This window comes from Pseudomonas koreensis (assembly GCF_012986595.1).
GTDB lineage: Bacteria > Pseudomonadota > Gammaproteobacteria > Pseudomonadales > Pseudomonadaceae > Aquipseudomonas > Aquipseudomonas koreensis.
Genome location: NZ_JAAQYM010000001.1, coordinates 683435 through 695909, shown reverse-complemented (window position 1 = coordinate 695909; position 12475 = coordinate 683435). Strand labels below are relative to the sequence as shown.

Genomic DNA, 12475 nt, shown 5'->3' with positions numbered 1-12475 from the left:
AAGCCATTTGGGAGTGCTGCGCACTCCAGCGGCAGCAAGCTCCCTCGCCACAGATGAATGTGGATTACCTGCCGCCCATGATCGCGATGTAGTCCTGGGTCCAGCGGCTATACGGCACAAACTTGCCGCCCTCAGCCTGCGGGGTTTTCCAGAAGGCGATCTGGTCGAACTGGTCGAAACCGTTGGTCTTGCAGCCTTCGGCGCCGAGCAGTTCGCTGCCCTTGCACGCCGCTGGCACTGCCGGCAACGAGCCGAACCACGCGGCCACGTCACCCTGGACTTTCGGTTTCAGCGACCAGTCCATCCACTTGTAGGCGCAGTTCGGGTGCTTGGCTTCGGCGTGCAGCATGGTGGTGTCGGCCCAGCCGGTGGCGCCCTCTTTCGGAATGGTCGAGGCGATCGGCTGCTTCTCGTTGATCAGGCCGTTGACCTGATACGGCCAGGCGCTGGAGGCAACCACGCCTTCGTTCTTGAAGTCGCTCATCTGCACCGTGGTGTCGTGCCAGTAGCGGTGGATCAACGGTTGCTGCGCGCGCAACAGATCGAGCACGGCTTTGTATTGATCTTCGGTGAGCTGGTACGGGTCTTTGATGCCCAGCTCAGGCTTGGCAGTCTTCAGGTACAACGCCGCATCGGCGATGTAGATCGGCCCGTCATACGCTTGCACGCGGCCCTTGTTCGGCTTGCCATCGGGCAGCTCCTGAGCCGCGAACACTACGCTCCAGCTGGTTGGCGCGGTCTTGAACACGTTGGTGTTGTACATCAGCACGTTCGGGCCCCACTGGTACGGGGTGCCGTAAGTCTGCTTGTTGACCACGTACCACGGCGCATCTTTGAGGCGTGGGTCGAGGGTGTTCCAGTTCGGGATCAACGCGGTGTTGATCGGTTGCACGCGCTTGCCGACGATCAACCGCAGCGAGGCATCGCCCGACGCGGTCACCAGGTCGTAACCGCCCTTGGCCATCAGGCTGACCATTTCGTCGGAGGTGGCGGCGGTCTTCACGTTGACCTTGCAGCCGGTTTCCTGCTCGAAACCGGTCACCCAGTCGTAGGCCTTGTCGCTCTCGCCACGTTCGATGTAACCCGGCCACGCGACGATATCCAGCTGACCCTCGCCGGCGCCGACGGCCTTCAGCGGTTCTGCCGCTTGCAGGCTGGCGCTGGCCAGCAAGGCCGTGGTGATTGCACTGAACAGTGCGGTCTTGTGCACGAACATGGTTGAACCCTCTTCTTCAAATTATGGTCGGGGCAGTTTGTGAACGCGGTGCAGCGATGCCGTTTTGGCTTGTTATTAGCGTAGTCAGAGATGCTGGCCGTGGCGGGCCATGATGTGCCGCACCACGCTGTAGTCCTGCAGCGAATCACTGGATAAGTCTTTGCCGTATCCGGAGCGTTTCAGCCCGCCGTGGGGCATTTCGCTGACCAGCATGAAATGGCTGTTGATCCAGGTGCAGCCGTACTGCAAGCGGGCGGCGACCTGCATCGCCTTGTCCAGGTTCTGCGTCCACACCGACGAGGCCAGGCCGTATTCGGAGTCGTTGGCCCAGTCCACCGCTTGCGCGAGTTCGTCGAAGCGGGTCACGGTGACCACCGGGCCGAACACTTCGCGCTGGACGATTTCATCGATCTGTTTGCAGCCAGCGAGCAGCGTTGGTTGGTAAAAGAAACCGGCGCCGGAATGCACCGCCGCGCCGGTCACCCGCTCGATGTGCGGCTGACCGAGGGCGCGCTCGACGAAACTGGCGACGCGGTCGCGCTGGCGAGTGCTGATCAGCGGGCCGATCTCGTTGTCGGCGTCGCGTTTGCCGGCGAAGCGCAGGCTGCTGACCGCTGCGCCGAGTTCGGCGACCAGTTTGTCGTGGATTCCCGCCTGGGCGTAGATCCGGCAAGCAGCGGTGCAGTCCTGGCCGGCATTGTAGTAACCGTAGGTGCGCACGCCGTCGACCACTGCTTGCAGGTCGGCATCGTTGCAGACGATCACCGGGGCTTTGCCGCCGAGTTCAAGGTGCGTGCGTTTGAGGGTTTTAGCGGCGGCCTGGAGGATCTTCTGCCCGGTGACGATATCGCCGGTCAGCGAGACCATGCGCACCTTGGCGTGGCCGACCAGATGGCTGCCGACGCCTTCACCGCCGCCGCAGATGATATTGATCACCCCCCGCGGCAGGATCTCGGCCAGTGCGGGCGCCAGCGCGAGGATCGACAGCGGCGTGTGTTCCGAGGGCTTGAACACCAGCGTATTGCCGGCGGCGAGGGCCGGAGCGATTTTCCACGCGGCCATCATGATCGGGTAGTTCCACGGCGCAATCGAGGCGACGACGCCAATCGGATCACGACGGACCATGCTGGTGTAGCCCGGCAGGTATTCACCGCTGAGCTGGCCGGTCTGGCAACGCACGGCACCGGCGAAGAAGCGGAACACATCGACCGTGGCGGTCAGGTCGTCCTGCCGCGCCAGGTGCAGCGGCTTGCCGCAATTCAGCGCTTCGAGGCGGGCGAGGTGGTCGGCGTGTTTTTCGACGGCGTTGGCGATCTCCAGCAACAGGTTCGAGCGTTGCTGCGGTGTGGTCCGGGACCATTCGGCAAAGGCGTGATGGGCGGCAAGGATCGCGGTTTCGACCTGCTCGGTGCTGGCCTCGGCGATGTGCGTAAGGATCTCACCGGTGGCCGGGTTGAGGATCGGTTCGACAAAACCTTCCCCGGCGACCAGTTCACCGTCGATCAACAACGCGGTACACATCGGGGTCTGCACGCCAGCCATTTTCCGCGATCTCTTTTCTTGTGTGGTCATTGTTGCTCCCGTGCCCGGGAGCCAACCGTCTTATAGATGCAGCAAGACTAGTGCGCGGCTCCGAGGTCGACAAATTCTAAATACTGAAGGTGGCATTCGATTAAATAGATGGCTTGCGTCCGCCGTGCGGCTGCTCGCGGGCCACGGTCAGGAACGGATCGACCAGCGCCGGTCGCGCGGTGCCCCGGCGCCAGGCCAGGCCGACGTCGAGGGTCTGGTTGAGGTCGGCAATTGGCCGCGCTTCGATGATGTCGCCCTCCAGCGACCACGGGCGATAGGTCATGTCCGGCTGGATCGACACGCCCAGCCCCGCCGCGACTAGGCTTCGCACCGCTTCGGTCGAGGCTGTGCGCAGGGTGATCTTCGGCTGCAACCCGGCGCCGCGCCACAGGCGTTGGGCATTGCGATCCATTTCATCGACGTTCAGTTGAATCAGCGGCTCGCGGGCGACATCGGCGAGGTTGATACTGTCGTGTTCCAGCAACGGATGCTGGGCCGGCAGCCATAAACGATGCGGCGAGTGGGTCAGCACTTCGGTCTGCAAAGCGTGGCGGTCTTCGAGATTGGAGAGGATCAGCACGCCGACATCGATCTCGCCGCTGACCAACAGATGCTCGATGTAGGGGCGTTCGTCCTCCATCACGCGAATTTCGACGTTGGGATAAGCGCGCTGAAAACGGGTGAGCAAATCGGCGAGGTAGTAACCGGCGACCAGACTGGTCACGCCGACGATCAACTGCCCGGCGACCTGATCGGTGCTTTGTTGCAGGCTGCGCTTGGCGTTGTCCACCGTTGCCAGAATCAGGTGCGCCTGGCGCAGGAATTGATGACCCTGGTGCGTCAGCGTCATGCCCTTGGCGTGGCGGTTGAACAGGCTCACGCCGATTTCCTCCTCCAGTTGCTGGATCGCCAGGGTCAACGTCGATTGGGAAATGAACGCGGTTTGCGCCGCTGCGGAAATCGAGCCGGTCTCGGCCACCGCGATGAAGTGACGGATTTGACGCAGGGTCATCATGAGCAGGGTACCCGGTGGGCGGTTTTTATAGATTGGCTTGAGTGTATATCGGTTTTTTAGAGGGTAGCTGCAAGCTCCCTCGCCACAGAAGTTGCGGTGCAAACCTTTGAGCAACATCTGGAAGCACACTCGCCGGCATGGCAGGGGCACTTTCGAACTAGGCTGAGGGCCATATAGATCCGGATAACCCCTGTTTTGGAGGCGGCACATGAACACCCGTGGATTGCTCGATCAACTACTCAAATCCGGCCAGGATCTGTTGCAGAACAAAGCCGGCGGCGCGCAGAACAAACCGGCGGCTGGCGGTCTGGGCGGTTTGCTGGGCGGGTCTTCAGGCTCCGGTGCGCTGGGTGGCCTGCTCTCGGGGGCGGGCGGTGGCGCATTGGCGGCCGGGGCAATGGGCCTGCTGCTCGGCAGCAAAAAGGCGCGCAAAGTCGGCGGCAAAGTGGCGGTCTACGGTGGCCTCGCGGCTCTCGGTGTGCTGGCCTACAAGGCTTATGGCAACTGGAACGCGCAGAAGGGCACGGCACCGCAAACCGAACCGCAGACACTGGATCGGCTGCCGCCCGCGCAAGCCGAGCAGCACAGCCAGGCGATTCTCAAGGCACTGGTCGCCGCCGCCAAGGCCGACGGTCACATCGATGACCGCGAACGCCAGTTGATCGAGGGCGAATTCACCCGACTCGACAACGATCAGGAACTGAAACAGTGGCTGCATGCCGAACTCAACAAGCCCCTCGACCCTGCCGATGTCGCCCGCGCCGCCAGCACGCCGGAAATGGCGGCGGAGATGTACATCGCCAGTGTCATGCTGGTGGATGAGGAAAGCTTTATGGAAAAGGCCTATCTGGAAGAGTTGGCGAAGCAACTGAAGCTGGAGCCGGGGTTGAAGGTAGAGCTGGAGAAACAGGTTCGCTTGACCGCTGCGTAATGCCGGCGGGCCCTTCGCGAGCAGGCTCGCTCTTACCTTTGGAATGCGTTCCCTTGTAGGAGTGAGCCTGCTCGCGATTGCGTTTTCAGCCTCGCATCAACAGCAATGGCCGATCCATCGCCCCCTTTTGCCATTCCATCACTGGCACGCCAGCCCCGGATTGTCGGACAGTCCCACCCCAGAGCCTTCCCGCAAACCACGTCGGGTGGGTCCGAGGGTTAAAAAGCGTCTTATAAATGAAACACCGCCCTCGGCTATACTCCCCGCATTTCGACTTAGGCACGAGGACTCACTGTGAAGAACTGGACGTTGCGCCAACGCATTTTGGCGAGCTTTGCGGTGATTATCGCCATCATGTTGCTGATGGTCGTCGTCTCTTATTCGCGGTTGCTGAAGATCGAGGCCAGTGAAAGCAGCGTGCGTGACGACGCGGTTCCCGGCGTCTATTACAGCTCGATGATTCGCGGTGCGTGGGTCGACAGCTATCTGCAGACCCAGGAACTGCTGGGCCTCAAGGAAGGGCAGGGCATCAGCAGCGAAGACGCGGCGGACTACAAGGCGTTCGAGAACCGTCTGCAAGAGCAGATGGCCAACTACCGCAACACCGTGACCACCGACGAGGACCGTGTCGAGTTCGCCGCGTTCGAGAAGGATCACGACACTTATATGCAGATCCAGGACCAGGTGCTCGATCTGCACAAGCGCAATCTGGAAGCCGAGGCGGTCAAGCTGTTCACCGAGAAGCTGACCCCGGCCTGGTACACCGGTCGCATGAAACTCAACGACATCATTGGCGAGAACAAGCGGGTCGCTGATCAGGCCATGGCCAACATCGACGAGGCGGTGGCGGCGGCCAAGGTCAGCATGTTCGTCTCGCTGCTGGTGGCTGTGCTGGCGGCCGGTGCCTGCGGCTTGCTGCTGATGCGCGCGATCATGGCGCCGATGAACCGCATCGTGAAGATCCTCGACATCATGCGCACCGGCGACTTGAGCAGCCGCCTGAATCTGGACCGCAAGGACGAGTTCGGCGCGGTGGAAACCGGCTTCAACGACATGATGACCGAACTGACCTCGCTGGTGTCCCAGGCCCAGCGCTCCTCGGTGCAGGTGACCACTTCGGTGACCGAGATCGCTGCCACCTCCAAGCAGCAACAGGCCACCGCCACCGAAACCGCCGCCACCACCACCGAAATCGGCGCGACCTCGCGGGAAATCGCCGCCACCTCGCGGGATCTGGTGCGCACCATGACCGAAGTGTCCACCGCTGCCGATCAGGCCTCGGTGCTCGCCGGTTCCGGCCAGCAAGGTCTGGCGCGCATGGAAGACACCATGCACTCGGTGATGGGCGCGGCCGATCTGGTCAACGCCAAACTGGCGATCCTCAACGAGAAGGCCGGCAACATCAATCAGGTGGTGGTGACCATCGTCAAGGTCGCCGACCAGACCAACCTGCTGTCGCTCAACGCCGCGATCGAAGCCGAGAAGGCCGGTGAATACGGCCGTGGTTTTGCCGTGGTCGCCACGGAAGTGCGACGTCTGGCGGACCAGACCGCCGTCGCCACGTATGACATTGAACAGATGGTCCGCGAGATCCAGTCGGCGGTGTCCGCCGGGGTGATGGGCATGGACAAGTTCTCCGAAGAAGTGCGCCGCGGCATGGCCGAAGTGCAACAGGTCGGCGAGCAGCTGTCGCAGATCATCCATCAGGTGCAGGCGCTGGCGCCTCGGGTGTTGATGGTCAACGAAGGCATGCAGGCCCAGGCCACCGGTGCCGAACAGATCAACCATGCGCTGGTGCAACTGGGCGACGCCAGCAGCCAGACCGTCGAGTCGTTGCGTCAGGCCAGTTTCGCCATCGACGAACTGAGCCAGGTGGCCGTCGGGCTGCGCAGCGGCGTTTCGCGATTCAAAGTCTGATGAGCGAAATCACCGCCAAACGCAGCGCTGCGCCGGTGGCGAAGCAGGCGTTGTTCCTGCTGTTTCGCATTGGTAAGGAGCGCTATGCCTTGCGCGCCACGGAAGTGGCCGAGGTCTTGCCGCGTCTGCCGCTGAAGCCGATCGCCCAGGCACCGAAATGGGTGGCCGGAGTGTTCGCCTATCGTGGTGCGGTGGTGCCGGCGATCGACCTCAGTGCGCTGACCTTCGGCCATCCCGCCCAGGAGCGCACCAGCACCCGACTGGTGTTGGTGCATTACCGCCCGGATGAGCTGCAGCCGCCGCGCTGGCTCGGACTGATCCTTGAGCAGGCGACCGACACCCTGCGCTGCCATCCCGACGATTTTCAGCCTTATGGCCTGGACAATCGGCAGGCGCCGTACCTCGGTCCGGTGCGTGAGGACGCTCAGGGGCTGGTGCAGTGGGTGCGAGTCAACGATCTGCTGGATGACGCCGTGCGCAATCTGTTGTTCCCCGCGCCGCTTGAGGCGCAGTCATGAGCAGCGACCAACGTTTTTTCGATTTCCTCAAGGAACGCATCGGCCTGGATGTCACTTCGGTCGGGCCGGCGATCATCGAGCGTGCGGTGCGTCAGCGCACGACGCTCTCGCAGGCCGCGCACAGCGACGAATACTGGCAGTTGCTGCAAGGTTCGCGGGACGAACAGCAGGCGCTGATCGAAGCGGTGATCGTTCCTGAAACCTGGTTTTTCCGTTACCCGGAATCCTTCGCCACGCTGGGCAAACTGGCGTGCAAACGGCTGGGCGAACTGAACAACATGCGCGCGCTGCGCATCCTCAGCCTGCCGTGTTCCACCGGTGAAGAACCCTATTCGATTGCCATGGCCTTGCTCGATGCCGGACTCAAGCCGCATCAGTTCAAGGTCGATGGCATGGACGTCAGCCCACTGTCGGTGGACAAGGCGCGGCGGGCGCTGTACGGCAAGAACTCGTTTCGCGGCCAGGACCTGGACTTTCGCGAGCGGCACTTCAGCGCGGAACAAGATGGGCATCGCGTCAACGAGGCGGTGCGCGAGCAGGTGCGCTTGCAGGTCGGCAACGTGCTGGATCCGACGCTGCTGGCCAGCGAGCCGCCGTTCGACTTTGTGTTCTGCCGCAACCTGCTGATCTATTTCGATCAGCCGACCCAGCAGCAAGTGTTTGCGGTGCTCAAGCGCCTGACTCACGTTGACGGGGTGCTGTTTATCGGCCCGGCCGAGGGCAGTCTGCTCGGGCGTCTGGGCATGCGCTCGATCGGCATCCCGCAGTCGTTCGCGTTCAGCCGCCACGCTGAGCCGCTGCCCGAACCCGTGGCACTGCCGACGCCCACGCCGTTGCCGGTGCGCCAGCCGTTGCGCAGTCCGCCGCCACCGCCACCGGTGCGCCCGCGTCCGTTCGCCAGCGTCGCGCCGGCGCCTGCCAGCAGCAAAAGTGCCAACCCGGACGCCGCGACGTTGTTGGCGCACATCGCTGCGCTGGCCAACGAAGGCAAAAGCGCCGAGGCCCGTGCGGCGTGCGAACAATACCTGCGCAGCCACCCACCGGTGGCGCAGGTGTTCTATTGGCTCGGCCTGCTCAGTGACGTGGCCGGCTCCGCGCTCGAAGCCCAGGGTTATTACCGCAAGGCTTTGTACCTTGAGCCGCAACACCCCGAAGCGTTGATGCACCTGGCCGCGCTGCTCCAGGCCCAGGGTGACAGCGCCGGTGCCAGACGATTGCAGGAGCGCGCCGCCCGCAGCGGCCGCACCGCCGACAGTGAGCGTAAACGATGATCCCGTCCGACACCTTGAACGTCACCCATGAAGACGCCCGGGCCATCGATGATTGCTGGAACCGCATCGGTATTCACGGCGACAAGTCCTGCCCATTGCTGGCCGAGCATATTCATTGCCGCAACTGCGCGGTGTATTCCGCCGCCGCCACGCGCCTGCTCGACCGTTATGCGTTGCAGCAGGACGAGCGCGACCCGGTCGCCATCGCGGTTGAAACTGATGTTAAAACCCGTTCGCTGTTGATGTTCCGCCTCGGCGAAGAGTGGCTGGGCCTGGCGACCCGCAGCCTGGTTGAGGTGGCGCCGCTGCAGGCGATTCACTCGTTGCCGCACCAGCGCTCGCGGGCCTTGCTCGGTGTGGCAAACGTGCGCGGGGCATTGGTGGCGTGCCTGTCGCTGGTCGAATTGCTCGACCTTGACGGTAACGCCGCACCGGCCACCGGCGCGCGGATCATGCCGCGCATGCTGATCATTGCCGCCCGCGGCGGGCCGGTGGTGGTGCCGGTGGATGAGGTCGACGGCATCCATGCCATCGACGAACGCATTCTCGACGCCGCATCACGCGCCGGTGGCGAGCACAACAGCACGGCCAGCGCCAAATACACCCGTGGAGTCCTGCAATTTCGGGGGCGCAGCCTGCGTTGGCTGGATGAAGAACAGTTGCTGTCCGCCGTGACCCGGAGCCTCACATGACCCCCGAGCAAATGCGCGACGCCTCGCTGCTGGAGCTGTTCAGCCTCGAAGCTGAGGCCCAGACCCAGGTTCTCAGCAGCGGGCTGCTGGCGCTGGAGCGCAACCCGACTCAGGCTGATCAACTGGAGTCGTGCATGCGCGCGGCGCACTCGCTCAAGGGTGCGGCGCGGATCGTCGGCATCGACAGCGGCGTCAGCGTTGCCCATGTGATGGAAGATTGTCTGGTCAGCGCTCAGGAAGGGCGGCTGTTGCTGCGTCCGGAACACATCGATGCGTTGTTGCAGGGCACCGATCTGCTGATGCGCATCGCCACCCCGGCCAATGCCCCGCAAGCGCCGGATATCGAAGCGTACGTGGCGTTGATGGGGCGTCTGCTCGATCCATCGGCGCCGCCTGCAGCAGCGCCGCCACCCATGGCCGAATTGCAGTTGCAGGCCCCTGCACCGATTGAAACCCCGGCGCCAATGCCCACGCCGGCGCTCGATACACCGCTTGAATCTTCTGACTCGGGCCCGCGCAAGAACAAACGCACCACCGAAGGTGGCGAGCGCGTGCTGCGGGTCACCGCCGAGCGCCTGAACAGCCTGCTCGACCTGTCGAGCAAATCGCTGGTCGAAACCCAGCGCCTCAAGCCGCATCTGGCGACCATGCAGCGCCTCAAGCGCATGCAGAACAACGGCCTGCGGGCGCTGGAAAGCCTCAATGTGCATCTCAAGGAACATGCGCTGAGCCTCGAAGCCCAGGAAGCCCTCGAAGATGCGCGGCGCCTGCTGGCCGAATCCCAGCAGTTGCTCGCGGAGAAAAACGCCGAACTGGACGAGTTCGCCTGGCAAGCCAGCCAGCGCGCGCAGGTGCTCTACGACACCGCGCTGGCCTGCCGCATGCGCCCGTTTGCCGATGTGCTCACCGGGCAGGTGCGCATGGTCCGGGATCTGGGGCGCAGCCTCGGCAAACAGGTGCGGCTGGAGATTGAAGGCGAGAAGACTCAGGTCGATCGCGACGTGCTGGAAAAGCTTGAAGCGCCGCTGACTCATCTGCTTCGCAACGCGGTCGACCATGGCATCGAAACCCCGGAACAACGCCTGCTCAAGGGCAAGTCCGAAGAAGGCCTGATCCGCCTGCGCGCCTCGCACCAGGCCGGTTTGCTGGTGCTGGAACTGAGCGATGACGGCAATGGTGTCGACCTGGAAAAGGTCCGCCGCAGCATTGTCGAGCGTCAGCTGTCGCCAGCCGAAACGGCGGCGCAGTTGAGCGAAGAAGAGTTGCTGACGTTCCTGTTCCTGCCGGGTTTCAGCCTGCGCGACACGGTCACCGAAGTGTCCGGGCGTGGAGTCGGCCTCGACGCGGTGCAACACATGGTGCGGCAACTGCGCGGTGCGGTGGTGCTGGAGCAGACGGCAGGCGAGGGCAGTCGCTTTCATCTCGAAGTGCCGCTGACCCTGTCGGTGGTGCGCAGTCTGGTGGTGGAAGTCGGGGAGGAGGCCTACGCCTTCCCGCTGGCGCACATCGAGCGCATGTGCGATTTGCAGCCGCAGGACATCGTCCAGGTCGAGGGCCGCCAGCATTTCTGGCATGAGGGCCGGCATGTCGGGCTGGTCGCCGCCAGCCAGTTGCTCAATCGCCCGGCGAGCCAGAGCAACGGCGAAACCCTCAAGGTCGTGGTGATCCGTGAGCGCGACGCGATCTACGGCGTGGCGGTCGAGCGGTTTGTCGGCGAGCGCACGCTGGTGGTGCTGCCGCTGGATGAGCGGCTGGGCAAGGTTCAGGACATTTCCGCCGGGGCGCTGCTCGACGACGGTTCGGTGGTGTTGATCGTCGACGTCGAAGACATGCTGCGCTCGGTGGACAAACTGCTCAATACCGGGCGCCTGGAGCGCATCGCACGGCACGGCAATCAGGCCGCCGAGGTGGCGCGCAAACGGATTCTGGTGGTCGACGATTCGCTCACCGTGCGCGAGTTGCAACGCAAGCTGCTGCTCAATCGCGGCTATGACGTGGCGGTCGCGGTGGACGGCATGGACGGCTGGAACGCGTTGCGTTCGGAGGATTTCGATTTGCTGATCACCGATATCGACATGCCGCGCATGGACGGCATCGAACTGGTTACCCTGTTGCGCCGTGACAACCGTCTGCAATCGCTGCCGGTGATGGTGGTTTCGTACAAGGATCGTGAAGAAGATCGCCGTCGTGGACTGGATGCCGGGGCGGACTATTATTTAGCCAAGGCCAGTTTTCATGACGACGCCCTGCTTGATGCAGTGGTTGAGCTCATTGGAGGAGCGCGGGCATGAAAATCGCAATCGTCAACGACATGCCCCTGGCGGTGGAGGCGCTGCGCCGGGCGCTGGCCTTCGAGCCAGCGCATCAAGTGGTCTGGGTCGCCAGAAATGGCGCCGAGGCGGTACAACTGTGCGCCGAAAATACCCCGGACCTGATCCTGATGGACTTGATCATGCCGGTGATGGACGGCGTCGAAGCCACCCGCCGGATCATGGCCGAGACCCCGTGCGCCATTGTCATTGTCACGGTAGATCGGCAGCAAAACGTGCACCGCGTCTTCGAAGCCATGGGCCACGGTGCACTGGACGTGGTCGACACCCCGGCGCTCGGTGCCGGTAATGCGCAGGAGGCGGCGGCACCGTTGCTGCGCAAGATCCTCAACATCGGCTGGCTGATCGGCGAGAAGACCAGCCGCACGCGCCCGGTACACGCGCCGCCGCGCAGCTCCGGTTCATGCAAGCGGCTGGTGGCGATCGGCTCTTCTGCCGGCGGGCCGGCGGCGCTGGAAGTCCTGCTCAAAGGCCTGCCGCGTGATTTTTCGGCCGCCATCGTGCTGGTGCAGCACGTTGATCAGGTGTTCGCTGCCGGCATGGCCGAATGGCTGGCCAGCGCCAGCGGCCTGGACGTGCGCCTGGCCCGCGAAGGCGAGCCGCCGCAGGCCGGCGCGGTGCTGCTGGCCGGCACCAATCACCATATTCGCTTATTGAAAAACGGCACGCTGGCCTACACCGCCGAGCCGGTCAACGAGATTTACCGACCGTCGATCGACGTGTTTTTCGAAAGCGTCGCCAGTTATTGGAACGGCGATGCCATCGGGGTTTTATTGACCGGGATGGGACGCGACGGGGCGCAAGGGCTTAAGCTCATGCGCCAGCAGGGTTATTTGACCATCGCGCAGGACCAGCAAAGCAGTGCGGTGTACGGCATGCCCAAGGCCGCAGCGGCGATCGATGCGGCTGTCGAAATCCGTCCACTGGAAAAGATAGCGCCACGGTTGCTGGAGGTTTTCCCCAAATGAACAGGTTTTTCCGCAATCCTGGCCCCCGCAGTATTCAGGTGACCG

The 12475-nt window shown here is 63.4% G+C and carries 10 protein-coding genes; 7 read left to right on the top strand and 3 right to left on the bottom strand.

Going from position 1 to position 12475, the window contains the following annotated elements; all coding sequences use genetic code 11:
• Window positions 1-64: 64 nt before the first annotated feature.
• The 3 genes from ydcS to HBN98_RS03345 all read right to left on the bottom strand — a co-directional run bounded on the left by ydcS (window position 65) and on the right by HBN98_RS03345 (window position 3803).
• Window positions 65-1216, bottom strand: coding sequence for a putative ABC transporter substrate-binding protein YdcS (gene ydcS / locus HBN98_RS03355; RefSeq protein ID WP_083366906.1), 1152 nt, complete (start codon window positions 1214-1216; stop codon window positions 65-67).
• Between the two features lie 84 nt (window positions 1217-1300).
• Window positions 1301-2758 carry a gamma-aminobutyraldehyde dehydrogenase gene (locus HBN98_RS03350; protein WP_083366905.1) on the bottom strand — a complete coding sequence of 486 codons (1458 nt, stop codon included), beginning with the start codon at window positions 2756-2758 and terminating at the stop codon, window positions 1301-1303.
• A gap of 130 nt (window positions 2759-2888) precedes the next feature.
• Window positions 2889-3803: a LysR family transcriptional regulator gene (locus HBN98_RS03345; RefSeq protein ID WP_007954670.1), complete on the bottom strand. Its 915-nt coding sequence runs from the start codon at window positions 3801-3803 to the stop codon at window positions 2889-2891.
• Window positions 3804-4011: 208 nt separating this feature from the next.
• Here HBN98_RS03345 and HBN98_RS03340 point away from each other — a divergent pair, with 208 nt between their 5' ends.
• The 7 genes from HBN98_RS03340 to cheB all read left to right on the top strand — a co-directional run bounded on the left by HBN98_RS03340 (window position 4012) and on the right by cheB (window position 12430).
• Window positions 4012-4734 carry a tellurite resistance TerB family protein gene (locus HBN98_RS03340; RefSeq protein ID WP_083366904.1) on the top strand — a complete coding sequence of 241 codons (723 nt, stop codon included), beginning with the start codon at window positions 4012-4014 and terminating at the stop codon, window positions 4732-4734.
• A gap of 294 nt (window positions 4735-5028) precedes the next feature.
• Entirely contained in the window at window positions 5029-6651 is a 1623-nt protein-coding gene (locus HBN98_RS03335; RefSeq protein WP_064586142.1) for a methyl-accepting chemotaxis protein, read from the top strand.
• A complete protein-coding gene (locus HBN98_RS03330; protein WP_083366903.1) occupies window positions 6651-7169 on the top strand; it encodes a chemotaxis protein CheW in 519 nt (172 codons plus the stop codon). Before HBN98_RS03335 ends, HBN98_RS03330 begins: the two co-directional genes overlap by 1 nt.
• The gene (locus HBN98_RS03325) at window positions 7166-8440 is read left to right on the top strand and encodes a CheR family methyltransferase (protein ID WP_083366902.1); all 1275 of its coding nucleotides are present in this window, start codon (window positions 7166-7168) and stop codon (window positions 8438-8440) included. Before HBN98_RS03330 ends, HBN98_RS03325 begins: the two co-directional genes overlap by 4 nt.
• The gene (locus tag HBN98_RS03320; RefSeq protein WP_064586145.1) at window positions 8437-9132 is read left to right on the top strand and encodes a chemotaxis protein CheW; all 696 of its coding nucleotides are present in this window, start codon (window positions 8437-8439) and stop codon (window positions 9130-9132) included. Before HBN98_RS03325 ends, HBN98_RS03320 begins: the two co-directional genes overlap by 4 nt.
• Complete coding sequence (locus HBN98_RS03315; protein ID WP_083366901.1) at window positions 9129-11423, top strand: hybrid sensor histidine kinase/response regulator; 2295 nt, start codon at window positions 9129-9131, stop codon at window positions 11421-11423. The genes HBN98_RS03320 and HBN98_RS03315 overlap by 4 nt, the downstream gene beginning before the upstream one ends.
• Window positions 11420-12430 carry a chemotaxis response regulator protein-glutamate methylesterase gene (gene cheB, locus HBN98_RS03310; RefSeq protein WP_083366900.1) on the top strand — a complete coding sequence of 337 codons (1011 nt, stop codon included), beginning with the start codon at window positions 11420-11422 and terminating at the stop codon, window positions 12428-12430. Before HBN98_RS03315 ends, cheB begins: the two co-directional genes overlap by 4 nt.
• Window positions 12431-12475: the final 45 nt, after the last annotated feature.

Bases quoted from the DNA above. Each gene is read 5' to 3' on its own strand.
- HBN98_RS03325 (WP_083366902.1), top strand. From the start codon at position 7,166: ATGAGCAGCGACCAACGTTTTTTCGATTTCCTCAAGGAACGCATCGGC.
- ydcS (WP_083366906.1), bottom strand. From the start codon at position 1,216: ATGTTCGTGCACAAGACCGCACTGTTCAGTGCAATCACCACGGCCTTG.
- cheB (WP_083366900.1), top strand. From the start codon at position 11,420: ATGAAAATCGCAATCGTCAACGACATGCCCCTGGCGGTGGAGGCGCTG.
- HBN98_RS03315 (WP_083366901.1), top strand. From the start codon at position 9,129: ATGACCCCCGAGCAAATGCGCGACGCCTCGCTGCTGGAGCTGTTCAGC.
- HBN98_RS03330 (WP_083366903.1), top strand. From the start codon at position 6,651: ATGAGCGAAATCACCGCCAAACGCAGCGCTGCGCCGGTGGCGAAGCAG.
- HBN98_RS03340 (WP_083366904.1), top strand. From the start codon at position 4,012: ATGAACACCCGTGGATTGCTCGATCAACTACTCAAATCCGGCCAGGAT.
- HBN98_RS03350 (WP_083366905.1), bottom strand. From the start codon at position 2,758: ATGGCTGGCGTGCAGACCCCGATGTGTACCGCGTTGTTGATCGACGGT.
- HBN98_RS03320 (WP_064586145.1), top strand. From the start codon at position 8,437: ATGATCCCGTCCGACACCTTGAACGTCACCCATGAAGACGCCCGGGCC.
- HBN98_RS03345 (WP_007954670.1), bottom strand. From the start codon at position 3,803: ATGATGACCCTGCGTCAAATCCGTCACTTCATCGCGGTGGCCGAGACC.